Raw genomic sequence first — 25379 nt, 5'->3', positions numbered from 1 at the left:
AACTTCCGCATTCCTCCCGACACTGACCCTACGGGTACAGTGCGGGGCTCCTGCGATTTCTAGCTGACAGAAGAGCGCTGCCGTGGGATCCCCATGGGAAGTAGCGGAGGTTTGATTGATAAGGAATGCAAAGAAAACGCCAAAAACTGTCACTCGATCTCGGGAAAAAGCTGTGTGGATGGGGATATCCTGAAATAGGCAGCAACAGATTCCAGTGCAAAGTTTAGCTGTGGCTCGCTGGCCGATGGGGTAGTCGTTGGGCCGGGGGTCAGCCCAGAGGGTCAACATGGAAAGGCGGTCTTTTCTGCAAAAACTCCTCCTGGTTGCTGCCGGTCTTGGCCTATCCCCTGGCTGGTTGAGGGGCCGGGCTGAGCGATATGGGCAAGCTTTGGCGGCTGGCTCCCGCAAGCTGGCTGTTCTCATCGGTATTAACCGCTACCTTGGCGAGGGATCCGCGCTACAAGGGTGTTTGACAGATGTGGAGTTGCAGCGGGAGCTACTCCTCTATCGCTTTGGTTTTGACCCGGCAGACATTCTCACCCTTACCGATGGGGCAGCCACGCCGGCTGGGATCCAATCGGCCTTTGCAGAGCACTTGGGGGGTCAAGGTCACACGGCTGAAACGGTAGTGGTGCAGTTTAGCGGCTATGGCCAGTGGCGGCTGGGATCCGCGCCCAACTGTTGGCAGCCGGTGCTGCTGTTGTCTGGCTCTGAGGGAGTGGCAGCAATGGAGCTAGACAGCTTTTTCCGGCTTTTGGAAGGCTTGGGCACTGCCCAGATCACCACCCTTCTGGACTGTGGCTTTACCTATGTCTCGCCGTCGGTGCGAGGCAACTTGCAACTGCGTTCCCGTCCCCCAGCCGCGATCTCGGACTCCTCGGAACCCCAGCGGGTTTGGCCGTCTCCGCCCAAGGGCTTGCTGATTTCGGCCACCACTCCCCAGGACTTGGCAGCAGAAGCTGCTTGGCCGGGATTCTATGCCGGGGTACTCACCTATCTGCTGACGCAGTACCTGTGGGAAACCACGCCTGCCACCCGTCTGCTGGTGGCCTTTAACCAGGTGGTCAGCCGGCGGGAGCTGGGCCTCTTCGCCTGCCAACGCCCCACCTTGGAAGGCCAAGACACTGCCCGACGCATTCACCCCTATTTTCTTGCGCCCACGCAGGCAGGGGTGAGCGGGGTAGTCCAAGAAGTGAAGGGGAATCGGGCTCAGGTGTGGTTGGGCGGGATCCCATCGGCGGCCCTGTGTGGTTTGCAGCCGGGTACTCTTTTGGTTCCCATTCCCGCCGATCCTTCCGCCTCTTCGCCGACGCCGCTGCTCATGCGTTCTCGAAGTGGGCTGTTGGCTCAGGTTCAGGTGGCCAGCCCGGAAGGGCAGTTTCCCCCTGTGGGCACACCTTTGCGGGAGCAGCTGCGCGGCCTCTCCAGCACGCTCAAGCTTTTGGTTGGCCTAGAGGAGAACCTGGGCCGCATTGAAAAGGTGGATCTGACCAATGCCATTGCCGGCTACAGCTGGATGGAAACGGCCAACCCCCGCGAGCGACAGGTGGACTGTTTGTTGGGCCGCATCACCCCGGAAATGGCCACTGCTTTTAGGACTCCGTCCCGCTGGCGCGAACGGTCGGACACCCTGCTCAAGCCTCTGGAAGTGAACAGCTACAGCCTGTTCTGGCCGGGGCGAGAATTGCTCCTGAATTCCTGTGGCCCAGCAGGAGAGGCTGCAGCAATGGCCGTCCAGCGGTTAGCTCCCCGTCTTGCCCATCTGCTGGCTGCCAAACGTTTGCGCACCACTCTCAATGCTGTTTCCTCTTCCTTGGCGGTGGTGGCGGAGTTGGCCGTCAAAGGTAGAGCTGCCAATCGCGCCAGCGGGACGGAGTCCTTAGCTCCCTCGTTGGCGGCACGCCTTGTCCAGTCCGCAACTTCCGCTCCTGCTGAGGTGGGTATGCAGCGGTTTACGCGAGGGGATCCCTTGCATCTCACCCTTTGCAACAACAGCGAGCAGGATCTCTACGGCTACCTGTTGCTGATCGACCCGACCGGACAACTGCACCTGCTGGCCCCCCTGCCTCAGGACAACTTCACCACACCTCTTCGCTTGGAAGCCAAGAGCAGTTTAACTTTGCCACCCTTGCCGGAGGTCGATGGCGAGCTGCGCTCTGCTGTGAGCTCTGACTTGCTCACCTGTCATGCCCAAGGGCTGACGGAGCTGTTGTTTGTGGCCAGCACCCGCCCCCTGTCCGCCAGCTTGGAAGCCCTCAAGGCTATGGCCCGCAAACTGGGGGTAGCCCGTTCGCCGATGTTGCTCAATGGGCCGCTGGAATGGACGCAAACGCTCCTCGAGGAGTTGACTCAGCGTGCCTCCGATCGCGCCAGCGGGACGGAGTCCTTAGGGGATCCCGACTTGCGTTGGCTGGATCCCGCCCAATCCATCACCCTTTCCCTTGCCTATTTGCTGGTTTAGCTCAGCAGCAGGGCAAACAAGCCACAGAGGGCAATACCATCGAAAACCCCGGCCCCGCCAATGCTGAGAATGCCTGAGCAATTGCGCCGCAACACCTCCGGCAAGTGCAGGAGATCCGCCCCGATAAGGGTACCCAAAACCCCGCCGGCAAAGGCCACCGCTGGCGCCTGATCCCCAGCCCAGAACAAAGCGGCCAAGGCTGCTGTAGCTGGGGCAATTAGAGGATTCATCTGAATGCCGATCCCGGGCACCACGTGGGAAGCATAGTAGCTGACCAAGGTTACCAGCGCCGTTACCGCCAGGATCAGCACGCTATCGGCCCGCCCAAATTGGTATAGGGCCAAGAGCACCGGGATCAGCCCCCCGCCCACGTTTAAGGCAATCACCGTCTCCTGGGAAAGCTTGGTCAAAGGGATCCCCCAGAACTGCCGCATCCACAAGCTAGCTAGGTCTTCTACCAGCGTCACCTCGCATTTCACCCGATAGAGGGGAATATTGACCGAGCTGCCCACCAGGATGGCCAGCAGCAGTAACAGCGCTCCCTCCCGCGAGAACCCCAGCTTTCCCACCGCCAGCGCCACCACATCCACTGCCAGCCCCAGCCAGAGGAAAGGCAGCAGCAACACCAGCATGAAAAACAACAGCAGCGAGACCGGCAGGTAGAACATGGCAGGGATCCCAACTTTTCTTCAGCCTATCAGGACTCGGTTCAACTTTTCTCAGCTGCGTGCCCCCTGAGAAAGTTAGGTTTGCAACTAAACTTTATTCGTTTCAGGATCTCAAAGGCCAAAAATGAGGTTGCGAATATCCCGATCGCGTTAGCGGGACGGAGTCCTTGAAATATTGCGGCCAGCCCTCCAGTCGCCAGGAGTTTTAGCCATAACGATTTGATAGCGCGGATCTCCATAAAACCGAATTTTGATGTGATTAGATTCTTCAACAGTCTCGAAGCAAAGGTCGCGCAGATACTGTTCAGTATGAATGTTCCACTTGCGGTAGTCTCTGAAGATGTAGCCCTACAGGACAGGCCGGCAGAGGTGCTGCAGATCCTGGGCTAGGCATGGCCCGCTACTACGGGAATGGGGGGATGCCTGCTGGCGAGACTCCGCCACACCAGGGATCCCAGCCCAACAGCCACTCTGGTCGCAGGGACGCCGTTCCCCAAGGCGCGGCAAACGAGCCCCAGCAGGACAGACCACAGCAAAACAACCAATACCCACAAGACTAGACCCAACAGCGGGCCCGCCAAGCCTGCTTCCAGATTGGTCAAAAACTGAAGGCCACCATCACCAACATCAAGGGCAACGAAGTTACTTTCCAGATTTCGGGCCCCGACATCAAGCTCACCCCAAGGGAACCCTCCCTCTCGGTGGAGCAAGAGGTAGAGGTGAAGGTTCTGGGCCTTAGAGAAGATAGCAGAATCGGCAAAGTCCAGCTGCTCTGGGCGCAAAGCAAGACAGAGCTCTCGAAAAATTTGAGTTAACCGCCTATCATGCAGACCATCATCATGACTGTGGGCACCTCCTTGCTCACCAACCTTGACAAAGATCTGCAGCCGCAGCGCCCCTGGGTGGGACAAAAAACCATCGGGGATCCGGAGCAAGCGCTGGCCTGGATGAAAAGAACCGATCTGGAGCTGATCAGCGCCGATCGCGCCAGCGGGACGGAGTCCTTAACCAACACCTACTACCGCCTGGATCCCACCCCCGGCGATGCTTTGGTTCTGCTGCACTCCGCAACCCCCCATGGGCTGGAGTGTGCCCGGATTTTGAAGCTCTTCTTTGAAAGAGAACTGGGCCAACAACAGGTTTCTCTGGTGCCCCTTCCCGGCATCGACTACGAGCTAGAGGGATCCTCTCTGGAGCGGATGGCCGAGCTGTTGAAACAGTTGGCAGAGAGCGCCAAGGGGATCGTCACCTTTGCCGCCACCGGTGGGTTCAAAGCCCAAGCCATGATCATGGCTGTGGTGGGCAGCCAATTGGGGATCCCAGTTTGCTACATCCATGAGCAATACAAGTCTTTGGTCTACCTGCCCTACCTACAGCCGGAAGTTCAGCCCCGGATCCCTCGGGCAGGTCTTCCCGATCGCGCCAGCGGGACGGAGTCCTTTTCAGGCCGACCTCGCTCCGAAGTCATCCAGCTGCAGGTCGACAGCAGCCACCACCGTCCTCGCAGCTGGGTCAAGGTGGAAAAACTCCTGCGAGACATTCCCTGGGTGGATCTGGTCCGCTACGACCCGCACGCTTACTCTGCCCCCAAAAACAGCGTCAAAGCTGCAAACCGCAAAACAGAGGACGGCCGCCACATCTTGTGGATCCATCTCCACCAGAGCCAGGACACCCACCTTGCTGTCAGGGTAGAGACCACCGGTTACACCCCTGAGCACCTGGAGCAGGCCGCCGCTGAGTTGCGGGAGCGCTTGGGTCGTCTGGTGTGAGTTCCCCCCAGGGAAGGAACAGGCCAAGATCCACCCCCGGCCTTTCGCGAGGTGAGCGCGGGGCATTTTGTGGCTTGTCACCTGGTGCCCTAGGTAGCCCTCAAGGGATCCCGGCCACGCCGGTTTGGCGGGCAGCCTGGATTACCGCAGCGGCCACCTGAGGAACCACCCGCCCGTCGAAGACCGAGGGGATGATCCACTGGGGATCCAACTCTTCGGCAGGGATCAAGGCAGCAATGGCTTGAGCGGCAGCCAGGCACATCTCGGTGTTGATCTGCTTGGCGCGGCAGTCGAGGGCGCCGCGAAACACGCCCGGAAAGGCCAGCACGTTGTTGATTTGGTTGGGGTAGTCGCTGCGGCCCGTGGCCATCACTGCCACCCGATTGCCCACCAGCTCCGGCTGGATCTCGGGCACCGGGTTGGCCAGGGCAAAGACGATGGGATCCGGTGCCATTTTTTCTACCATCTCCACTGTCAGGGCATTGGCCACGCTCACCCCAATAAACACATCCGCTCCCACCAAGGCTTCCGCCAGGGATCCCTTCTCCTCGACGGCAATGGCCGCCTTCTCGGGGGTGAGATCGGAACGGGAGCGGCTGAGGATCCCTTGGCGGTCGCAGACCAGGATGTGGGCTGCCCCGGCCCGCCGCAGCAGTTGCGTCACGGCAATGCCGGCTGCCCCGGCCCCGTTGAGGACAATGCGCACCTCGTCTAGGCTCTTTTTCACCACTTTCAGGGCATTCAGCAGCGCCGCCAGCACCACAATGGCGGTGCCGTGCTGATCGTCGTGAAACACCGGCAGGTTGAGGCGGGCCTTGAGCTGAGACTCAATGGCAAAGCAGCGAGGGGCGCTGATGTCTTCCAGGTTAAAGCCGCCAAATCCCGGCGCCAGGCGCACCACCGTCTCTACAATTTCCCCCACCTCCTGAGTGGCCAGGCACAGAGGAAAGGCATCGATATCGGCAAAGCGCTTGAACAGCGCCGCCTTCCCCTCCATCACCGGCAAAGCTGCCTCCGGGCCGACATTCCCCAAGCCCAGCACCGCACTGCCATCGGTTACAATGCCTACACTGTTGCCCTTGATGGTGTACTCATAGACCGCGGCGGGGTTGGCAGCAATTTCCAGAGAAACCCGCCCTACCCCCGGCGTGTAGGCCATGGCCAGATCGGCGGCGCTCTCCAGGGGGCTTTTGGCCACCACTTGCAGTTTTCCCCCTCGATGCAGCTCAAAGGTGCGATCTACCACCCGCTCCACCTTCACATTGGCCAAGGAGGCAACGGCGGCGTAAATTTGCTGAGCATGCTCGCTGCTGACGGCATCTACACAGATTTCTCGCACCGTTTCTGCTGCCGATTGGTGGATGAGATCGATCTGGCTGAGGCTGCCTCCCACTTCCGCAATGGCCTGGGTGACGCGGGCTAGGGCTCCCGGCTGGTTGAGCAGGCGAATGCGCAGGGCAATGCTATAGCTAGAGCTGGGGGTAAGTTTTGTCATAGCTCCCTATGGTAGACGAAAAATCCGCTTCCGACCTGCACACCCTGGCCAACTGGCTGGAGGGCTACTACAGCAACCGCACCCAGGCGATGGCAGAGCCGGTGTGGTTTGTGCCGGTCAGCCTTTGGTACGTGCGCCTTCCCCACCTGTTCTCGGAGGGGATCGGCTTTTTTACCGAGCAATTTAACCAGCACACGCCGGGCCAGTTTTATCGCAGCCGGGTGCTCCAGGTATTGGGGGATCCCTTGCGGATCGAGAACTACAAATTGCGGGATCAAGCAGCTTGGGCAGGTGCCTCTCAGGATCCGCAGCGCTTGGCGCAGCTCTCCTTGGCCGACCTGGAGCATTTGCCCGGTTGTCGCATTTTGGTGGAAAAGCGCCCAGACTGCTACCACGGCGAAATGCTGCCAGGTGGAGAATGTCGTCTGAACCCCGGGGATAGCACCTATATCCACATCGAGTTCGACCTCACCCCCAGCGAATTCATCACCTGGGATCGGGGCTTTGACGCCGCCACTGGCCAACAAACCTGGGGATCCCGCGCCGGACCCTACCGTTACCAAAAAGGGATCCCACCGGCTCCTCTTCAGGTCTGAACCTTCAAAACAGGAAGGGAAACAGATCTCGAAACCCTTTGCGCAGCCTGAGCAAAAAGATCAGCCGCTCCACCTCTGGAGAGACAGATCCGGTTTCGGGCCGAGCTGCCAAGGCTTCCTGGAGTTCTAGAGCTTCGTCGGCGGTGAGGGGCTGATTATCGACCGGAGAGCGAGCCCGCAAATCTGGCTGCGCCCGCAGCACCTCCTCAGGGATCTCAGAAGCGGGGGGCAGAGCCAAAGCCTGATCTGGGGGATACAGCAGGAACACCAGCAGACTGGCCCATCCACCGCTCCTTCTGGCCCAATGCTGTCGGTTCACCTGGTCGGATCTCCCGGCTAACTCCACCCTAATCCTAGCCACCCCAAAGACCTCAGCCCGTCTCTCGGCACCGCAGAACCGGCACGGTGAGATCATGAAAGGATCCCAGGTGTATTCCTCGCGGGTTCAATTCTTCAACATCCGACTCAGGAGCTTGCCCAGGCTATTTTTTGGATCCAGCCATCCTAGCTGGCCATGGCTTCCGAGCGCTCTTGGATCACCCGATCCACGATGCCGTAAGCCTGAGCTTCCGTGGCCGAGAGGTAAAAGTCTCGCTCCACATCCCGCTCGATTTTCTCCAGCGGTTGGCCGGTGGTTTGCGCCAAGATCTCGTTCATGCGTCGTTTGACTCGCAGAGTTTCGCGGGCGCGAATTTCAATGTCGCTGGCTTGGCCTTGGATCGTGCCCAGCGAAGGCTGGTGCAGCATGATGCGGGAGTGGGGCAGGGCAAACCGCTTGCCCTTGGTGCCAGCAGCCAACAAAAAGGCTCCCATTGAAGCTGCTTGGCCCACGCAAACCGTAACGATATCTGGCTTGATGTGGTTCATGGTGTCGTAGATGGCCATGCCCGCCGTCACAGAGCCACCGGGAGAATTGATGTACATCACAATGTCCTTTTGCGGATCCTGCGAGTTGAGGTAGAGCATCACCCCCACGATGGTATTGGCCAAGCTATCGTCAATGGGCTCGCCGATAAACAAAATCCGCTCTTGGTACAGGCGATCGTCAAGGCTAATCCACTGGCTATAGGGCTCGCCGGGCAAACGGTAGGGAACCCGAGGCACTCCAATCGGCATAAGTTTCTCCTGGCAAAGTATGAAACACAGAACGACGCGCTTGTAAGATATCTTCCGCGCTCAAATCCAGCTGGGGCAAAACCGAGGAAACAATGCGTCCAGATCCAGTTTTGACCTCGCCTTCGTATTCTCCGCCAACCCAGCGCACCGCGGAAACGGACTGCTTGGCTGGATCCACTGGGATCCCACGGGCAGCGTAATCTTTGCGCTTGTCTTGATAATCGTGTTTTTCATTGTCTACTCCGGGGGAAACGACTTCCACCACCAACAGCGGCAGGGGCATGTGCAGGCAAGGATTCCGCAACCGTTTCCCAGCAAGCTCACATAGCGGGATGCAAAGCCATCACCTCTGGATTGCGCAACCGAGCCTTGGCTGCGGGCACTTCGACCTCAACTTGGCCCAAGCTCAGGCGTTGGATGGGCAAAAACTTGGGCAATTCCGCAACCAGAAACAGCTCAATGAGGGTGTTCATACGCTCCTCGGCTTCCCGAATGGACCCGTCTTCAGGTTCAACCCGTCCTTCATAAAGCCCGTCCGTGAGGTGGAGGTACTCCTCCGCCGTTAAAGGCTGTACGGGAACTTGAACCATGGACGGATCCCTCTGCTTTAGTTTTTGGCTGCTGCCAACTTCGGCACGCCTTTGGAACTGGTCAGCACCTGATCGATGAGGCCGTAGGCTTTGGCTTCCTCTGGTGTCATGAAAAATAGCCGCTCCGTGTCCTTCTTGATGCGCTCCATAGGCTGGCCCGTGCTGCGGGACAGTTGCTCCAGCATCATGTTGCGCAAAGTCAGAATCTCGCGGGTGCGAATTTCGATGTCGCTGGCCTGTCCACGGGTGCCCCCATAGGGCTGGTGGAGCACGATCGTGGCATTGGGCAGACTGGCCCGAAATCCTTTGGCTCCTGCTGCCAATAACATGGCCGCCATCCCAATGGCATTGCCGATGCAGATAGTATGCACAGGCGGCTTGATGTAGTTCATGGTGTCCAGAATGGCAAAGGCCGCTGTGTCGTAGTTATAGGTGCCCGTCGAGTTGATGTACATCTTGATCGGCTTTTCCCGATCCTCGTACTGCAGATACAGCAGTTGCTCGATGATCAGCTTGGTGACGTTGGCATTCGACTCCTCTGCAAGGGGCAAGCCCAGGTAGACAATGCGCTCCTGCAACAGCAGCGAAGCCAAATCCGGAGGCGGGGTACGAACCGGAGCGCCGCCATAGTAGTAGTAGGTCGATTGCACCATGCCAGAGTTCTCCTACGCCTGGGTCTGTTCAACTGAAAAACACCAAAAAAACAACACTTGAGGACCACAAGGGATCCGCAGCATCCCAACGGATCCCTTGCAGTCTGAGGACCTCTCAAAGCCAGCTTTACTCCGCCCCTTGAGGCAAGAGAACCCGCTCCGGCTCCGTGACCAGCACCTTGGGCTTGCGCTCCTCATCCACATCGATGAGCACCTCCGATCCCTCCCGGACATGCCCAGTCAGGATCTCTTCCGCCAGGATGTCTTCCAGCAGGCGTTGGATGGCGCGGCGCAGCGGGCGTGCCCCGTAGCTGGGGTTATACCCCTCCTCCACCACCAAGTCTTTGAAGCGGTCGCTGACCGTAAGGCGGATTTTCTTCTCCGTCATGCGGTCAAACACTTCCTTGAGCAGGATGTCGGCAATCTGCTTCACCTCATCCTTGGTCAGTTGCCGGAAGACGATGATCTCGTCCACGCGGTTGAGGAACTCCGGACGGAAGTACTGCTTCAGCTCCTCGTTCACCAGGTTGCGGATGCGGTTGTAGTTGGCATCCTCGTCGTTGGTGTTGAACTCGAAGCCGAGGCTGCCGCCGCCCTTCTCGATGACCTTCGAGCCGATGTTAGAGGTCATCACGATCAGGGTGTTCTTGAAGTCCACCGTGCGGCCCTTGGCATCGGTCAGGCGGCCATCCTCCAGGATTTGCAGCAATAGGTTAAACACATCCGGGTGCGCCTTCTCGATCTCGTCGAAGAGCACCACCGTGTAGGGGCGGCGCCGCACCGCTTCTGTGAGCTGACCTCCCTCGTTGTAGCCCACATAGCCCGGCGGGGATCCGATCAGCTTGCTGACCGTGTGCCGCTCCATGTATTCCGACATGTCGAGGCGGATCATGGCCGACTCGGAGCCGAAGAAGTAGGCTGCCAAAGCCTTGGTCAGCTCGGTTTTGCCCACCCCTGTTGGGCCGGAGAAGATGAAGCTGGCGATGGGACGGTTGGGATTTTTCAGCCCCACCCGAGCGCGGCGGATGGCACGGGAGATGGCCCGCACCGCCTCGTCTTGGCCGATGATGCGCTGGTGCAGGGTTTCTTCCATGTTCAGCAGCTTCACTGACTCGCTCTCGGTCAGCTTGGCCACCGGCACCCCCGTCCAGGCGCTGACCACCTGGGCCACGTCCTCTTCGGTTACCTCAGGCATTTCGCTGCGGCTGCTCTCCTCGGCTTTTTTGGCAGCGGCAATGGCGCGGATCTGCTGCTTGATCTCCATCTCCCGATCCCGCAGCTCACCAGCCTTGTCGAAGTTCTGGGCCCGCACCGCAGCGTCTTTCTCCTTGAGCACTCGCCGCAGCTCTTGATCCAGCTCCCGGGCCGCCGGGGGCAGTTGAGAGTTGATCAGGCGCACCCGCGAAGCAGCCTCGTCGATCAAATCGATGGCCTTATCTGGCAAGAACCGGTCGGAGATGTACTGGTCGGCCAGCTTGGCTGCCGCATCCAAGGCGGCATCGGAGATCTTCAGCTTGTGGTGCTGCTCGTAGCGCTCCCGCAAGCCAAACAGGATCTCGATGGTCTCGGAGACCGTCGGCTCGCCCACCATGATGGGCTGGAAGCGGCGCTCCAGAGCAGCATCCCGCTCGATGTGCTTGCGGTACTCATCCAGGGTGGTGGCGCCGATGCACTGCAGCTCGCCGCGGGCCAAAGCAGGCTTGAGGATGTTGGCGGCATCAATCGCCCCTTCCGCAGCCCCGGCCCCGATCAGGGTATGCACCTCGTCGATGACCAGGATGATGTTGCCGGCATTGCGGATCTCATCCATGATTTTCTTGAGGCGCTCTTCAAACTCGCCGCGGTACTTGGTGCCGGCCACCAGCAAGCCAATATCCAGGCTGATCACCCGCTTGTCGGCCAAAATATCCGGCACATCCCCCTGCACAATGCGCTGGGCCAAGCCTTCGGCAATGGCAGTTTTGCCCACCCCCGGCTCGCCAATGAGGACGGGGTTGTTCTTGGTGCGGCGGCCCAAGATCTGGATCACCCGCTCGATCTCCCGCGTCCGACCGACCACCGGATCCAGCTTGCCCTCCTGGGCCAGTTGAGTTAGGTTGGAGCCGAATTCGTCCAGGGTGGGCGTTTTGGTGCGGCTGGAGGATCCCCCCCCCGCCGTCACTTCGGCGGTCTCGCCCAACATGCGGATCACCTGGGTGCGCACCTTGGAGAGATCCACCCCCAGGTTTTCCAAAACGCGGGCTGCCACCCCTTCCCCTTCTCGGATTAGGCCCAGGAGCAGGTGCTCAGTGCCGATGTAGTTGTGGCCGAGCTGGCGGGCCTCTTCTAGGGAGAGTTCCAGCACTCGCTTGGCGCGGGGAGTGAAAGGGATCTCGACGGCCACAAAACCGGATCCCCGACCGATAATTTTCTCGACTTCAATGCGGGCGTCCTTCAAGTTCACTCCCATGGACTTGAGAACTTTGGCGGCGACCCCAGTGCCCTCGCCGATTAACCCCAACAAAATTTGCTCGGTGCCAACGAAATTGTGACCTAACCGTCTGGCTTCTTCTTGGGCCAGCATGATCACCTTGATGGCTTTTTCTGTAAAGCGTTCAAACATGATCCTCGGGCTCCCTACGCCTGCATCAAGGCGGACTTGATAGGGGTAATCCTAGCACAAGTTCTGGCGAAACCAAGGGACGGTAAATACCCCAGACGGAAGCTGTCTGGGGCCAAAACGCGCCTGGAGAGATTTGAACTCCCGACACCGTGGTCCGTAGCCACGTGCTCTAGTCCACTGAGCTACAGGCGCAAGAGGGGCGGGCCAACCACGGTTGAATGTCTGTCCATACTATCTGTCCATAGTTACTCAGATACTATCCAGTACTATCCAGAGACAGAGATGGACATCTATCAATGTGGCTTAGGCATTCTAGCACAAGAGCGTTCTTTGGAAAGTCCAGCGGGGGTGTAGATATCCGCCAGCGTTAACATTGCCCTTGCCAAGGTCGCGGAACTTCTCCCCCCACTTCGAGGCCGGCTTGGGAGCTGGTGGCCGTGAGCACCGGCGTCCAGACTTGGCCGTTGCGCTGCCAAAGCTGTAGGTGCAGATGCCCTGATAGGGTATCCCGACAGTTGCGCTGCATCCCTTCTGGGCCAGGAGTGAATACAGTTTGGCCAGGCCGTCCCGTGTGCCCTTCCAGCCGAATACACCAGAGGGCGCTCTCTCCCCGGATTCGCCAAAATCCCCAGGGATCCACTTGCCAGGTCAGCCGAGCGGATCCGGGTCGCCATTCCAAAAAGGGCTGGGATCCCCATCCATGCAAGCTGATCAGGGCCACTTCTTCGGGGCGGGTGAGCACCTGCCGCTCAGCTCCGGCACAGGTGAGGCTGAGACCGGGATGTTGGGGAAAGGCGTTGCACTGGATCCAAAACCAGCGGCGAGGAAAGCTTTGGCCCCAATTTTTTTCGGCGTAGGCGGGAGCCTGCTGAAATGCATAGCGCCTGCCTCTCCACTCCACCCAGCCGGTGGCCAAGCCATGGCTCATGAGGATCTGCCAGCCCGGCTCAAAGATGGGCAGATAAGACCAGGCTCCCATGGTGGCTCGGGGTGGGATCCCATAGGCAAAACGAGGCTGAATGCGGTAAAGCCAGCGAATGGGCTCAGAGCCCAAGGGATCCGGCAAAATCCCCTGGTTGAGGTGGGCGGTGTATTGGTAGCCGCTGGCGGTGCGCTGGAAGAAGGTGAAGGGATCCTGAAGGCCGCGACAGCCGGGGCCTGGGATCCCTGAGTGCCCCAAGGCCAGATGGGTTGAGCTGGCCCAAAAGCGGCGGGGATTGGGGAAGGTGCGCCAATGCAACTCCTCCTCCGGCCCCAACACCTGCGCCATGCCCCCGCGCTTGGGATCGATGGCGTACATGAAGGCAAAGCTGATGGGCGGATCCCCGGGCAACGTTACCCGGCTATACCAACCCTCAAAAAACCGCTCTGTGCAGCCATCCCAGTGGTAGCCGGCATGGGGCAGGGATCCCCAATCTGTTGAGTTGTTTTGCCCAGAGCAAGCCGCCGTTGGAGGAAACGCCATTGAGACCTAAGCCATCGCAACAATGATAAACGGAAGTCTATGCTTACCAAAATAATAATTGTATTGTTTCTATATTTATTTGCCCTTAGGATATCAACCAAGCTGAGATTTAAGGATTTCTTGAGATTTCACCAAGGAAATCCGTGGGTCAGGCGACTTGAACCGGAAAGCTTCCATCTTGCCTTCACATATCCTTTCGATGAGGTGAGCATGACGTCACGTCGTAACTTTTTGCTGTCTGCGGGTGCGGCCACCGTGGGTGGACTCGTGAGTGGCAGCTTAGCACGGGCCAGCACAGGCTACTGGGTTGCCCAGGCCAGCGGCCCAGAAACCCCCAATCTCAGGTTAGGCTTTATACCGATTGTGGAGTCTGCCCCCCTGATCATCGCCAAGGAAAAGGGCTTTTTCGACAAGCATGGCATGACCGGTGTAGAGGTGTTGAAGCAGGCCAGTTGGCCGGCAGCCCGTGACAATGTGGTCATCGGCTCAGCGGGTGGGGGAATCGACGGTGGCCAGTGGCAGATGCCGATGCCTCACATGATCCACATTGGCGCCATCACCAACAATCAGCCGGTGCGCATGGCAGTTCTGTGTCAGTTGATCACCCAAGGCAACGGAATTGCCATTGCTGGAATGCATGCTGGCAAGGGTTTGGGGCTGGATATCTCGGGAGCCGCGGATTACATCAAAAACTTCAGCGCCAGCAACGGACGCAAATTCAAGGCCGCTCATACCTTCCCCAACGTCAATCAAGATTTTTGGATCCGCTACTGGTTTGCCGCTGGGGGGGTAGATCCGGATCAAGACATCGACCTGTTGGCGGTTCCCTCTGCCGAAACGGTGCAGGGGATGCGCAATGGCACCATGGATGCTTTTAGCACCGGGGATCCCTGGCCCTACCGGATTGTGGCCGATGGGATTGGGTTTATGGCGGCCCTTACCCAACAGATTTGGCCCTTTCACCCCGAAGAATACTTGGCCATTCGCGCCGATTGGGTAGAGCAAAACCCCAGGGCCACACAAGCCACTTTGATGGCGGTGATGGAAGCGCAGCAATGGTGCGACGATCCGGCCAACCGAGAAGAACTGACACGCATTCTCTCAGGGCGTGCCTACCTGAATGTGCCGGTTGAAGTTCTCACCCCTCCCTTTCAAGGCAACTACGAATTGGGAGACGGCAAGCCAGCTGTTCAAGATTTCAATGCCGGGCCCTTGTACTGGGAAGATGGCCGGGGCAGCGTCTCTTACCCCTATAAGAGCCATGACCTTTGGTTCCTGACGGAATCCTTGCGTTGGGGCTTCCACGCTCGCTTCCTGACCGATCTGGATACTGCCCGTCGTCTGGTGGATGAAGTGAACCGTGAAGATCTCTGGCGTGAGGCCGCCCAGGCACTGGGGGTGAAGAACATCCCCAACAACACCTCGCGGGGAACAGAGCGTTTCTTTGACGGTGTGGTGTTTGACCCACAGGATCCGCAGGCTTACCTGAACAGCCTGAAAATCAAAAGGGTCTAGCTGAATAGCTTGATTGGGCCAAGTTCCTCACCTTCTTTCGCAGGAAGTCCATGGCTTACCGTTTCCTTGTTCGAATCTCTCGCGCGACAGGGATCCTGCCTACCTGTGGGATCCCACGAGGTCGAAAAAAGCGGTGCCGAGCTTTCTGCCCAAACGATGGAAAGTTGATGGATGCTATGAGCCTCGCACTTTTTGAATAACTTTAAATGCCATGTTGAGGATCGGCTATGTTGGCTCTACTTCACGTTCCGCGCGAACTCTTCAGGGATCCTCCTTTTGAGAGGCCGGCCCGGCCTCGCTGGGACAAGCTCATCCTTTCAATAGCCGTAGGAATCCTGAGTTTTCTGATTGTCGTGAGAGTTTTGTTGAGTTTGCAATCCCTGTGTTTGCCCATCCAACGAAAAGGCAAGGCCAATCCCAGTTCATGCTCTGTTTCCAACACGTTGTAGAACCCTGCGGCTGGAATGTTCTGAGAGCGCGACAACAGAGAACCTTGTAAAACCCTATCCTCCTCTAGGAGCTATGACGACAACACTTTCTTCTCCGGCAAAATCTGCAACGGCGAAGCTCGATTTGGCGAAGTACCGAGATCAGATCCTCCCCCCTGTGGTGGGTATTGTTGGATTCCTGCTCATCTGGCAGCTCTTGGCCAGTGCCAACCTTATTCGGCTGCCGGGACCCTGGGATGTGTGGATGGATGAGCGCAGCCGGTACCTGATCCTGCATCCTTTGTACCGCAACAGCGACCTTGACCAAGGGCTGCTGCGCCAAACCTTGGCCAGCTTACAAAGGGTGGCCATCGGCTATTGCAGTGCCGCCTTGGTGGGCATCACACTGGGCATTTTGGTGGGAAGCAGCGTGTGGATCAACCGAGCTTTGGATCCCATTTTCCAATTTTTGCGCATGGTAGCTCCCTTGGCTTGGGTGCCCATATCTTTGGCTGCTCTGCAACGCAATGAGCCGGCTGCCCTGTTCGTTATTTTTATTACCTCAATTTGGCCCATTCTCATCAACACGGCTGTGGGGGTGAGACAGATCCCGGAAGACTACATCAACGTCTCCAAAGTGCTCAAGCTCTCCAAAGTGGACTTCTTTTTTAAGGTGTTGCTGCCCTCAGCCCTGCCCTACATGTTCACAGGTCTGCGCATCGGCATCGGCCTGTCTTGGCTGGCGATTATTGCCGCAGAAATTGTGATGTCAGGTGTGCCGGGGATCGGCTTTTTCATCTGGGATGCCTACCAGCAGAACTACGTTACGGAGATCATCGTTGCCGTCATCTACATCGGAGCGGTGGGATTGCTTTTGGATCGCCTGATGTCTGTTTTGCAAAACAAGATAGCCAACCAATGATGTGTTGGATGTGTTGTCAGTATGTGGTTGGTTTGAGGCTAGACGGGTGATAGGTTGGGAGGTTTTCTGTGTCTGTATTGGTCAGTGTGGAGCAGGTGGAAAAATCTTTTGCTCTGCCCGGAGGGCAGGAATACCTTGCTCTGAAAGGGATCGATCTGCAAATCCATCGAGGGGAGTTTGTCTCCTTAATCGGCCACTCCGGCTGTGGCAAATCCACCCTGTTAAACATGGTGGCGGGGCTGTCTTTGCCGACAGGGGGGATCGTGGCTTTGGATGGGCATACCATCACTGCTCCCGGCCCCGATCGCATGGTGGTGTTTCAGCATTACTCGCTTTTGCCTTGGCTAACGGTTCGGCAAAACATTGCGCTGGCGGTGAATGCCGTTCTTAAAAACCATTCTCCGGCGGAGCGTCAGCAGATCGTGGAAGAGCACATTGATCTGGTGGGCTTGCGCCACGCAGCAGATAAGCTCCCAGCCCAATTGTCCGGGGGTATGAAGCAGCGGGTGGCCATTGCCCGTGCCCTGGCTTTGCGGCCCAAAGTGTTGTTGTTGGATGAGCCGTTTGGCGCTTTGGATGCGCTCACGCGCGGGAACTTGCAAGAGCAGTTAATGCGCATCTGTGAAGAACATCAGATGACCACCCTCATGGTCACCCACGATGTGGACGAAGCGGTTCTTCTGTCAGATCGTGTGGTCATGCTCACCAATGGGCCGGGATCCCGAATTGGGAACATTTTAACCATTGACATTCCTCGGCCCCGCCGTCGGCTGGAGGTGGTCAACCATCCCAGCTACTACAGCTACCGCAGCGAGATCATCTACTTTTTGAACCAACAAAAACGCATCAAGCAATGGCGTGCTCGCCGCAGCACTGTGGTGGCCAGGCATGGCTTGGAAAAGATCAACTTGGAGATCGGCTTTGTGCCCCTCACTGCCTGTGCTCCCTTGGCTGTAGCTAAAGAAAAAGGGTTTTTTGCCAAACACGGCTTGGAAGAAGTGAATTTGGTGCGGGAAACCAGTTGGCGAGGGATCCAAGACGGCATTCAGGGAGGTTATCTGGATGCGGCCCAAATGCCCGCCGGTATGCCGGTGTGGATGTCTTTGGGCGGAGGGGATAACCCGCCTCAGCCGGTGGTTACTGCCCTCACCTTGACCCGCAACGGCAATGCCATCACCTTGCATAAGCGGTTCTACGAGCAAGGGATCCACACCCTCAGCCAGTTGAAGGCTTACATTCTGGATAGTCCCAGCCGTCGGCTTACCTTTGGGGTGGTGCATCCCAGCTCTATGCACAATTTGCTGTTGCGCTACTGGCTGGCAGCTGGTGGGATCCACCCGGATCATGACGTGGTGCTGAAAACGCTGCCCCCGGCTCAGATGGTGGCCAACCTAACAGCCGGCAACATCGATGGCTACTGTGTGGGAGAGCCCTGGAATTTGCGGGCAGCCCTGGAGGGCAGTGGCTTTACGGTGGCTACAGACCTGGAGATTTGGCTGGGCCATCCCGGCAAAGTGTTGGGGGTGCGAGAAGATTGGGCCAGAGCCTACCCCAACACCCACATTGCCTTGGTCAAAGCGCTGTTGGAAGCCTGCCGCTACTGTGAAGACCCGGCCCATCACGATGAGATTCGCGAGCTGCTCAGCCGCCGCGCCTACCTGAGCACCGACCCCTCCTACATTCATCTGGGGGATCCCCAGCGCCTAATCTGTGACTTGGACAGGCCGATGCGGGAATATGCCCACCACCGCTTCTTTCTGGGAGCCGGCAACCGTCCCAGCCGCACCGAGCATCTGTGGATGATGACCCAAATGGCCCGCTGGGGGGAGCTGCCCTTCCCCCGCAACTGGGTGGAGATCGTGGAGCGGGTATGTCAGGTGGGGGTATTCAGTACGGCAGCCCGCGAGCTGGGACTGGATGTCTCCTACCAAAGGCAGCCCATTCAGTTGTTCGATGGGATCCCCTTTAATGGTGAGGATCCCCTGGCCTACCTCAACAGTTTGGCGATTAAGCACGATATTTATGTAGCCGAGGTTGCCTTAGATCGTCGTCCTGTGTTGCTCTAGATACCCACTTGGGCGCCCTTGCAAAAGCACATTCCCCGTTGTGAGAAAATCATAAGTTGGAGCACCCTACGATGACTGCCCTCTTGACAACCTCTACCCCAGCGAACGTAGCCGCAGAACCCTACCTAAGCCTTGAGAACGTCAGCAAGACCTACTCAACTCCCAAGGGGGATTATCCCGTCTTGCGAGATATTAATCTCAGTGTGAACGAGGGAGAGTTTGTCTGCTTGGTTGGGCATTCCGGCTGTGGCAAAACCACCCTGCTGAATATGGTTTCCGGATTTGCCCAGCCCACCAGTGGCTCGGTGAAGCTGAAAGGGCAGCCGATTACAGCTCCTGGCCCGGAGCGCATGGTAGTGTTTCAAGGGTATGCCCTGTTGCCTTGGCTCACGGTTTATGAAAATGTTTATTTGGCCGTTCGGTCGGTATTTCCCCAAAAGAGCCAGTCGGAAAAGCATCGAATTGTGGAAGAACATTTGGATTTGGTGGGGCTGGGGGAAGCTGCTCAGAAATATCCCTCGCAAATTTCGGGAGGGATGAAACAGCGGGTAGCCATTGCTCGTGCGTTGGCCATCCGTCCAGAAGTGCTGATTTTGGATGAACCCTTCGGGGCCTTGGATGCCATTACCAAAGAGGAGCTTCAAGAGGAGCTGTTGCGCATTTGGGATGAACATCGCTGCACGGTTTTGATGATTACCCACGACATTGATGAGGCGCTGTTTTTGGCCGACCGCCTGGTGCTGATGACCAATGGCCCTGCAGCCACCATCGGGCAGATCGTGACCATCCCCTTCCCGCGCCCTCGGGATCGCGAGCGGATTCTTGAAGATCCGCAGTACTACCGCCTGCGCAACTCGGTTCTCAGCTATCTCTACGGCCATGAAGCCAACCCAGAGGCGGCTTACCGGTAAATCCAACCTGGAGCAGTTGACGGAGCGAGAGGGCGACAAGGCAACCCAAAACCCAAAAACCACACACCTTGGCCATCAGGTGCAGCCCCTGGTCAGGCGATCCGCAAACCTCTCTTGGAACTCGCACACAACGCCGTGCAACCGCTCGTCCAAAACGGCCAGCGTCTGGGATGCGATCTCGTCCGGCACGCCGCCGAAAAACACCTCCGCAATGCCCCCGGCAATGCAGGCCATGGTGTCTGCGTCTCCACCAAGGGAGATGGCGTTGCGCACTGCGTCTTCAAAACCGTCTGCCTCTAGGAACGCGATGATCGACTGGGGCACCGAGCCCTGACAGGAGACATCGAAGCAGTAGTGCTCCCGGATATCGTCCAGCCGCTCGGATAGGCAGTATCCGAACTCTTGCTCGATGTACGTCTTGATGTCGGCCTTGGTGTACCCTGACCGGGCGAGAAACACGGCGGCTGCCGTAGCCTGAGCGCCGCGGATGCCCTCCGGGTGGTTGTGGGTTACCTCGGCACTGGCCCGCGCCTGGGCCAGCACTTCTTCCAGCGTGTTGCAGGCGATGCCAATGGGGCTAACCCGCATGGCGGCTCCGTTGCCCCAACTGTAGTACGGCTCACGGCAGCGATGCTCGGCCCAGTGGATGAAGCTGCTCCCGTACCCAGCCTCTGGGTAGGCGTGGAAGTACTCATGGTACCAATCGACGTAGCTACCGCCCCGCAGCAGCCGCTCGGCCACAGCGACCGTCAGAACCGTGTCATCGGTAAATTGGCTGGCCTCGACGAACAGCAGAAAGTTCTTCGTTTTGGTGCCCGAGTGCTCATGGACAGAACCGATAACATCCCCGGCAATGGCTCCCAGCATCAGTACCCTCTCCTTTTTCTTTTCCCAGTTCTCAATCTCCCGGTTCTCAATCTCGCCGTTTCCGAAAAGGCTCGCCCGCCCATCCAATTCTGAATCCGCACCCCTAGGCAATCAAGCGGCGCACCGCCCGAAGCAGCTCCGCGGGGGGAGGAGAGTTGGGATCCCAGTGAATTTCCAACTCAGGTGGGTCTTTGGGCACTTGAGGAGGGCCGGGCGAGGTGTGCAGGATGGCCACACAGCGCAAATTGCCCCGGTCTCGACAAAACTCGTGCCAGAGAGGGATAGCCTCGGGATCCCGGCTGACCACCAGGTAGTGGGAGCAGGCTTCCAGGATCGGCTGCTTTTGCGGATCCACCTTGCCGCCCACATCCACAATCACCAAACTCTTTTGCCGGCGCAAAGCCAGAATGGCCTGGGCATGGAAGCTGAAAAATTCGGGGGTAAAAGAGCCCCGGTACTGGTGCTTGAGGATCTTCGCCTCTTCTGGTGGCAAGTCTAAAGTCCAATTGCCTTCCCCATCCCAATGGGCCCGTTGCAGATAAATATCGGGATGCTCCGGCAGCAGAGCTTCGAAGAGGGCGCGGGCAAGACGGCTTTTGCCACTGTCGGGGGGGCCCACCACCATCACCGCCGCTGCCAATTCTGTTCGCGTCAGCGGGCCGTAGGCCTTGCCCGGCCTTCCCTGCACCCAGGGGATGACCTGGCCCACCCGCACTTCGGGGGTATGGCTGGAGACCACCACCGCGCCCAAGCGTGGGTCATAACAGGCCACCCAACGGGTGAAGTGGCACTCATGCACCAGCCAGCCATACAGCCAAATGGGGGCCCGCCCCGTCAGAACCACCCCCAGCTGGGCATTGATCCCGGCAGGCAGCTGAAGCTGAGCCAAATCCTCTGGAAAAACCAGGCGATCCGGTCGGGTCAGCTCAATTTCGATGACCTGAAAAGACAGTTCCGAAGAATGGGATCTTCGAGGGTCCAAGGACTCCGTCCCGCTGGCGCGAAAGGACTCCGTCCCGCTGGCGCGAGCGGCCAGACAGCCGGAAAGCAAATGCAGTGCCACAGCAGCCATGGGCAGATTTGACGAGACAGGTTGACTTCAGTATGGAAGAGATTGGAAGTGGAAGGTTCCAACTCATGTCAGAGTGGTCAGGCTCTCACTTGCGCCTTGCTCCAAGAAAACCCCTGGCCTGGAGTGCCATCAACTGGTTGACCTAAGAACCGAGGGAACTGTCGGATGAGCGGATTTGAGCTGCCTTTGACGGTGGAAGTGTTGCGTTGGTTAGCGGGCGGTCAGTTGGCCGAGCGCCTGGAGCGGGCCGTGCGCCTGTGGGTACTGCTCCACTGCCTCTATGGCGAAAACCGCTGGCCAGACCTGCCGGAAACCTTTGGCTACACCCACATCCGGGATCGCTTGCTCTCACCACGGCACCCCAAGCAGGATCTGGCACAAGGGATCCCTTCACCCTGTCCTGATGTTGACTGCATTTGCTGGAAACCCTTGAGGTTTTGGCTGAAGGATCCCAACCTATTGGCCGCCTTAAAAGCAGAAGTTCCGGATCTGGAAGCGCTGCTATCTGCCCGACCCTTTCACAAGACCCATCGCACACTGCGCAAAGAGCTGGATTACCTGGCTGCCCGGGGTTGGCTGCAACAAATTCAGGCCAACTCTAGGCGGAGAGATAATTTTCGCTGCCGTGCGCCGGGGGATCGTCCCCAACTGCCCGTATCTTCATCGGCTTTGACTTTATCGGGCCATCAACTGGAACAGATCTATCACATCCTCAGCGATGTAGCCTTTGTGCATCCAGATGTCCAGGTTTTGCTGGATGAAATCTGGGCCAACCAAAGGACTCCGTCCCGCTGGCGCGAAAGGACTCCGTCCCGCTGGCGCGATCAGCACTCCCAGCGGCGGCTGTTTGTGTGGTTTGAGTACATCCTCTCGGACGAACAGCAAGAACGGGTGGACGAATATCAAAACCAGCTGGAAGCCTTTTGGGCCAACCCAGAAGCGGGGGTGATCGGTTTTGACTACGCCACCCGCCAACATGGGATCCGACACGTTCTCACTTACCCAGTCTGTTTGTTCTATGCCCGCCGCGCCAAGTATTTGGCAGCCTTTGGCCAGCTTCCCACCCCCGAAGGATCCCTGGGCTGGCACAATTTTCGGCTGGATCGGATCCAGTCTAAGCGCTTGGCGGTGATCCCCTGGGGCGATCCTTCCATTCCGCCAGAGCTGGCAATCCGCAAACGGCAGAGGAAGCTGCCCAGCCCAGAGGAAGTCCAAGCAGCATGGGAAGAAGCCTGGGGATCCGATTTTTACCTGCCCAAGGCATTGTTGATCCTTCGATTTTCCCCGGAGTTTGCCCGTCGCTACGTGGAGAGCACAGTGCGACATCCCACCTTCCAGCCCATTGCCTACGAGCGGATCCCGGCTTTGGTGCAGCAGGCAGTGGCGGATGTGCAGGAACGCCAACAGATTTTGAACATTCTCCGGCAAAGGCCGGCCAGCGACCGCTATTTTCGGGCCTGGGTGCGGGTGGGAGATACCAATTTCACCATGCGTTTGCGCGACTGGCGGCCCAACGGCGAGGTCATCGCTCCCCCGGCCTACCGGGAACAGATGGCTCGGGAAGCCCAGGCAGAGCTGCAGTTTTATCGCCCCGACCTGAAGCTTTCTTGACCTTCCTGCCCATGACCACCCTCTACCTAACCGAGCCGGGGACTGTGGTTCACTGCCAAAACCAAACCCTGCTCATTCGCCGCCGTGGTCAAGAGCAGCTTTGCCGCCTTGCGGAGGTGGAGCTGGTGGTGGTGTTGCCCGGGATCCAATTGACCAGCGCAGCTTTGGCCCAACTGCTGGATCGAGGCATCGAAACCATTTTTTTGCGTGCGGATGGCGGTTTTCGCGGTCGCCTGCAGGGATCCTTCTCCACCAACTCTGAGATCCGTCTGGCCCAGTATCAGCGGGCCTACTCCCCCTGGGGGCTGAGGTGGGCCAAGGTGATTGTGCGCGGCAAGATTCGCAACCAACGGGCAATTCTACAACTGCACAACCGGGCTACCCGCGGCCAAATTGCCCCCTTACAGGAGGGTATTGATGTTATCGCCGCCTACCTGCAACAGTTGGATCGCTCCACCACTCCTCCGGATCGAGAAGCGCTGATGGGCCTGGAGGGCATTTGCGCCCGCACCTACTACCAATCCCTGCAACATTGCTTTCCGCCTGAGTGGAACTTCACTGGCCGCAACCGACAGCCGCCGCTCGACCCGATCAACGCTCTGCTCAGTTGGGGCTACGGGGTGCTGCTGGCCCGCGTGTTCTCGGCAGTGGTGATGGCCGGGTTGGATCCCTATCTCGGCTTTTTCCACGCCAACTTGCCCTACCGCCCCAACCTGGTGCTGGACATGATGGAGGAGTTTCGACCCTTGGTGGTGGATTGGGCTGTGCTCCAGCTTGTCAAGGCTGGCCTGCTCACGCCGGAAGACTTTGAGCCGTCGCCGGATGGGACAGGCATATGGCTGGGATCCCTGGCCAAAAAACTGTTTTTGGGAGAGCTGGAACGCCGCTTCCGCGAGCCATTGCTCTATCCTCCCCAATCTCGCCGCCTGCCCCTCAGTCAAATTGTGCTGGAGCAAGCCCGCCGGCTGAGCCGTTGCCTGGTGAGCGGTGACCTAGACTATGAGCCCATAGAGCTGCGCTGATGCTGTGGTTGGTTTGCTACGACGTGGTGGACGATAAGCGGCGACAACAGTTGGCCAAGCAGTTGGAACAGTGTTGCCAGCGGGTGCAATACTCCGTGTTCGAATGCCCACTGGACACTGCAGAGTTGGAAAACAAGCTGGAACAGTCGTGGTTGCCCCTGCTGAATCTCAAGGAAGACAGTCTGCGGGCCTACCCTTTGGATGCCGCGGCCAAGAAGCAGGCCAAAGTCTTCGGGGGGCCTCCCCCCTATGAGCCGCCGGACTACCTGATCTTCTGAGGCTCTCCACCGGGCCGAAATTGTAAAGTTTTGTGCGCGATCTGTCGGGGCGAGCCATCACCAGCCTGACTCTGCCGGCACAAGATTTTAAGGGAAACTTTAGATCTTTTGCCCCGATTGGCCCAAAAACGTGACATAATGGCCGTAGCAAGCTCAATTTCCCCGCTTGCGCTTGGCCGCGAGGATAATGTTAATATCTGTGTCGAGGAATCTCCGTACTCCCTCGCGAACGCACCTTGAAAACCTCATGAATTCAGGCTTTTCCGAGGGTAGGGTTGATCCCTACCTTTTCCCCGCAAGGGGACGGAAACAGTGAATGAGCAACTAGGATCCCGCGATCTCGAACAACGTTGATCCCTACCTTTTCCCCGCAAGGGGACGGAAACAAACGATCCCTGTAGTCGTAGTACAGCTCGCGGTCGCAGTTGATCCCTACCTTTTCCCCGCAAGGGGACGGAAACGCCATGTCAAGCGCTTCGTCCGGCGTCAAGATCCAACGGTTGATCCCTACCTTTTCCCCGCAAGGGGACGGAAACAGTCTCCCTGCAGCGTACGCTTGATCCAACAGGTTGGTAAGTTGATCCCTACCTTTTCCCCGCAAGGGGACGGAAACGCGACCACTACAACCGAATTCACAACATGATTCGGTTGTTAATGTTGATCCCTACCTTTTCCCCGCAAGGGGACGGAAACGGGGAGGGGGAGTTAGGTGGAGATTAGATTAGTACTCAGGAGTTGATCCCTACCTTTTCCCCGCAAGGGGACGGAAACTGTCGACGTGGACGCCCGGTTTGAAGGGCTTGTCGCCAAAGTTGATCCCTACCTTTTCCCCGCAAGGGGACGGAAACTCGACAGTCCAACCGTAGTCGGGATCTGTCGATTGGGCCCTCCGTTGATCCCTACCTTTTCCCCGCAAGGGGACGGAAACATCAGGTCCTCGGCCTGGCGCTTCGCGCGCTCCAGGTAGTGTTGATCCCTACCTTTTCCCCGCAAGGGGACGGAAACGTCAAGTGCTGTCTGCACAAAAGCCAATGCCCGAGAGTTGATCCCTACCTTTTCCCCGCAAGGGGACGGAAACGCTATCTGGAAATAGCACCGGATTGCTAAATTGCAAGTTGATCCCTACCTTTTCCCCGCAAGGGGACGGAAACTTGTGGATGGGACGCCCGGGAAATGAACCACTCTTTCCGTTGATCCCTACCTTTTCCCCGCAAGGGGACGGAAACTCGACACCGCCCTCATGGTTCGGATCGTACAACCGTGTGATGTTGA

The 25379-nt window shown here is 58.3% G+C and carries 21 protein-coding genes, 1 tRNA gene and 1 CRISPR repeat array; of the genes, 10 read left to right on the top strand and 12 right to left on the bottom strand.

Features of this window, described 5'->3' with window-relative positions:
• Nucleotides 1-286: 286 nt before the first annotated feature.
• Entirely contained in the window at nucleotides 287-2461 is a 2175-nt protein-coding gene (locus NW840_RS10575; protein ID WP_414344161.1) for a caspase family protein, read from the top strand.
• Here the strand turns inward: NW840_RS10575 and NW840_RS10570 are convergent.
• Nucleotides 2458-3129: a DUF1614 domain-containing protein gene (locus NW840_RS10570; RefSeq protein WP_414332122.1), complete on the bottom strand. Its 672-nt coding sequence runs from the start codon at nucleotides 3127-3129 to the stop codon at nucleotides 2458-2460. The two genes, NW840_RS10575 and NW840_RS10570, sit on opposite strands and share 4 nt — an antisense overlap.
• Nucleotides 3130-3953: 824 nt before the next feature.
• On the opposite strand from NW840_RS10570, the gene NW840_RS10565 reads away from it, so the two are divergent.
• Nucleotides 3954-4898, top strand: a complete 945-nt coding sequence (locus tag NW840_RS10565) for a putative CRISPR-associated protein (RefSeq protein WP_414344159.1) — start codon at nucleotides 3954-3956, stop codon at nucleotides 4896-4898.
• Nucleotides 4899-4998: 100 nt separating this feature from the next.
• Here NW840_RS10565 and NW840_RS10560 read toward each other — a convergent pair whose 3' ends face one another.
• Complete coding sequence (locus NW840_RS10560) at nucleotides 4999-6393, bottom strand: malic enzyme-like NAD(P)-binding protein (RefSeq protein WP_414344157.1); 1395 nt, start codon at nucleotides 6391-6393, stop codon at nucleotides 4999-5001.
• Between the two features lie 8 nt (nucleotides 6394-6401).
• Here NW840_RS10560 and NW840_RS10555 point away from each other — a divergent pair, with 8 nt between their 5' ends.
• The gene (locus NW840_RS10555) at nucleotides 6402-6989 is read left to right on the top strand and encodes a chromophore lyase CpcT/CpeT (protein ID WP_011432259.1); all 588 of its coding nucleotides are present in this window, start codon (nucleotides 6402-6404) and stop codon (nucleotides 6987-6989) included.
• A 4-nt stretch (nucleotides 6990-6993) separates the two neighbouring features.
• On the opposite strand, the gene NW840_RS10550 is transcribed toward NW840_RS10555, so the two are convergent.
• The 8 genes from NW840_RS10550 to NW840_RS10515 form a co-directional block, all read right to left on the bottom strand.
• Complete coding sequence (locus tag NW840_RS10550) at nucleotides 6994-7335, bottom strand: hypothetical protein (protein ID WP_414344154.1); 342 nt, start codon at nucleotides 7333-7335, stop codon at nucleotides 6994-6996.
• A gap of 158 nt (nucleotides 7336-7493) precedes the next feature.
• The gene (locus NW840_RS10545; RefSeq protein ID WP_011432257.1) at nucleotides 7494-8105 is read right to left on the bottom strand and encodes an ATP-dependent Clp protease proteolytic subunit; all 612 of its coding nucleotides are present in this window, start codon (nucleotides 8103-8105) and stop codon (nucleotides 7494-7496) included.
• Nucleotides 8053-8409: a Uma2 family endonuclease gene (locus tag NW840_RS10540; protein ID WP_414344152.1), complete on the bottom strand. Its 357-nt coding sequence runs from the start codon at nucleotides 8407-8409 to the stop codon at nucleotides 8053-8055. The genes NW840_RS10545 and NW840_RS10540 overlap by 53 nt, the downstream gene beginning before the upstream one ends.
• Nucleotides 8410-8425: 16 nt before the next feature.
• Nucleotides 8426-8695 (bottom strand): hypothetical protein, encoded by a 270-nt coding sequence (locus tag NW840_RS10535; RefSeq protein ID WP_414328712.1) that lies wholly within the window; start codon nucleotides 8693-8695, stop codon nucleotides 8426-8428.
• A gap of 17 nt (nucleotides 8696-8712) precedes the next feature.
• Nucleotides 8713-9348: an ATP-dependent Clp protease proteolytic subunit gene (locus NW840_RS10530; RefSeq protein WP_011432256.1), complete on the bottom strand. Its 636-nt coding sequence runs from the start codon at nucleotides 9346-9348 to the stop codon at nucleotides 8713-8715.
• Between the two features lie 127 nt (nucleotides 9349-9475).
• Complete coding sequence (locus tag NW840_RS10525) at nucleotides 9476-11950, bottom strand: ATP-dependent Clp protease ATP-binding subunit (RefSeq protein ID WP_011432255.1); 2475 nt, start codon at nucleotides 11948-11950, stop codon at nucleotides 9476-9478.
• Nucleotides 11951-12068: 118 nt separating this feature from the next.
• A tRNA-Arg gene (locus NW840_RS10520) sits at nucleotides 12069-12142 on the bottom strand.
• Between the two features lie 175 nt (nucleotides 12143-12317).
• Nucleotides 12318-13415: a tocopherol cyclase family protein gene (locus NW840_RS10515; RefSeq protein ID WP_414344149.1), complete on the bottom strand. Its 1098-nt coding sequence runs from the start codon at nucleotides 13413-13415 to the stop codon at nucleotides 12318-12320.
• A 204-nt stretch (nucleotides 13416-13619) separates the two neighbouring features.
• Here NW840_RS10515 and NW840_RS10510 point away from each other — a divergent pair, with 204 nt between their 5' ends.
• The 4 genes from NW840_RS10510 to NW840_RS10495 all read left to right on the top strand — a co-directional run bounded on the left by NW840_RS10510 (nucleotide 13620) and on the right by NW840_RS10495 (nucleotide 19257).
• On the top strand, nucleotides 13620-14930 hold the full coding sequence (locus NW840_RS10510) for a CmpA/NrtA family ABC transporter substrate-binding protein (RefSeq protein ID WP_414344146.1): 1311 nt from the start codon (nucleotides 13620-13622) through the stop codon (nucleotides 14928-14930).
• 522 nt (nucleotides 14931-15452) lie between these two features.
• Nucleotides 15453-16280, top strand: coding sequence for a nitrate ABC transporter permease (gene ntrB / locus NW840_RS10505; protein ID WP_414344145.1), 828 nt, complete (start codon nucleotides 15453-15455; stop codon nucleotides 16278-16280).
• Between the two features lie 68 nt (nucleotides 16281-16348).
• Nucleotides 16349-18346, top strand: coding sequence for a nitrate ABC transporter ATP-binding protein (locus NW840_RS10500; protein WP_414344144.1), 1998 nt, complete (start codon nucleotides 16349-16351; stop codon nucleotides 18344-18346).
• 71 nt (nucleotides 18347-18417) lie between these two features.
• Nucleotides 18418-19257 carry a nitrate ABC transporter ATP-binding protein gene (locus NW840_RS10495; RefSeq protein WP_414344143.1) on the top strand — a complete coding sequence of 280 codons (840 nt, stop codon included), beginning with the start codon at nucleotides 18418-18420 and terminating at the stop codon, nucleotides 19255-19257.
• A 75-nt stretch (nucleotides 19258-19332) separates the two neighbouring features.
• On the opposite strand, the gene NW840_RS10490 is transcribed toward NW840_RS10495, so the two are convergent.
• A complete protein-coding gene (locus NW840_RS10490) occupies nucleotides 19333-20124 on the bottom strand; it encodes an ADP-ribosylglycohydrolase family protein (RefSeq protein ID WP_414344141.1) in 792 nt (263 codons plus the stop codon).
• A gap of 103 nt (nucleotides 20125-20227) precedes the next feature.
• The gene (gene crn3, locus NW840_RS10485; RefSeq protein ID WP_414344138.1) at nucleotides 20228-21196 is read right to left on the bottom strand and encodes a CRISPR-associated ring nuclease Crn3/Csx3; all 969 of its coding nucleotides are present in this window, start codon (nucleotides 21194-21196) and stop codon (nucleotides 20228-20230) included.
• 165 nt (nucleotides 21197-21361) lie between these two features.
• On the opposite strand from crn3, the gene NW840_RS10480 reads away from it, so the two are divergent.
• Genes NW840_RS10480 through cas2 form a run of 3 tightly spaced genes read left to right on the top strand, consistent with a single transcriptional unit; the run spans nucleotide 21362 to nucleotide 24107 of the window.
• Nucleotides 21362-22807 (top strand): TIGR03985 family CRISPR-associated protein, encoded by a 1446-nt coding sequence (locus NW840_RS10480; RefSeq protein WP_414344136.1) that lies wholly within the window; start codon nucleotides 21362-21364, stop codon nucleotides 22805-22807.
• Nucleotides 22804-23829 (top strand): CRISPR-associated endonuclease Cas1, encoded by a 1026-nt coding sequence (gene cas1, locus NW840_RS10475; protein WP_414344134.1) that lies wholly within the window; start codon nucleotides 22804-22806, stop codon nucleotides 23827-23829. The genes NW840_RS10480 and cas1 overlap by 4 nt, the downstream gene beginning before the upstream one ends.
• The gene (gene cas2, locus NW840_RS10470) at nucleotides 23829-24107 is read left to right on the top strand and encodes a CRISPR-associated endonuclease Cas2 (protein ID WP_414331218.1); all 279 of its coding nucleotides are present in this window, start codon (nucleotides 23829-23831) and stop codon (nucleotides 24105-24107) included. The genes cas1 and cas2 overlap by 1 nt, the downstream gene beginning before the upstream one ends.
• A 274-nt stretch (nucleotides 24108-24381) precedes the next feature.
• Nucleotides 24382-25333: a CRISPR direct-repeat array (repeat unit 37 nt; unit sequence GTTGATCCCTACCTTTTCCCCGCAAGGGGACGGAAAC).
• Between the last annotated feature and the right edge of the window lie 46 nt (nucleotides 25334-25379).

Source organism: Synechococcus sp. R5-13 (assembly GCF_047462015.1).
Lineage (GTDB): Bacteria > Cyanobacteriota > Cyanobacteriia > Thermostichales > Thermostichaceae > Thermostichus.
The sequence above is the reverse complement of the archived record's forward strand: the minus strand, read 5'-3'. Positions and strand labels throughout refer to the sequence as shown.